Annotated in this window: 1 protein-coding gene; it reads right to left on the reverse strand. The window is 64.8% G+C overall.

Translation table 11 applies throughout. The features are described from left to right. The coding region (locus tag ACVMYR_RS33180; protein WP_457123710.1) for a ketoacyl-synthetase C-terminal extension domain-containing protein at window positions 1-446 on the reverse strand (446 nt) is incomplete at its 3' end. Window positions 447-458: the final 12 nt, after the last annotated feature.

Raw genomic sequence — 458 nt, forward strand, 5'->3', positions numbered from 1 at the left:
CCCGACAAACCCTCGGCCACACCCGCACCATCCACACCCGACACCGCCACCCGGAACCGATGCGACGCCCGACCCACATTCGCCGTAAACCCAAAATCCCCCACACCACTCGTCCCCACACCCGACAACACCCGCGCATAATCACCCGCCAAACGCCGCACACCCTCCACACTCGACGCCGACACCTTCACCACAAACGACTCCTGCGACACCACCTCACGCGGGGCGACAACCGGCGGCTCCTCCAGAATCACGTGAGCGTTCACCCCACCCATCCCGAACGCCGACACCGCACCCCGCCGCGGCACACCCGCCACCCGAGGCCATGCGACAACCTGATCCGCCACGAAGAACGGCGACTCCTCGAACCGAATGTGATCATTCGGCCGGTTGACGTGCAACGTCGGCGGAATCTGCTCCCGCTCAAACGCCAACAACACCTTCACCACACCAGCCAA

It is taken from the genome of Micromonospora sp. PTRAS2 (genome assembly GCF_054052245.1).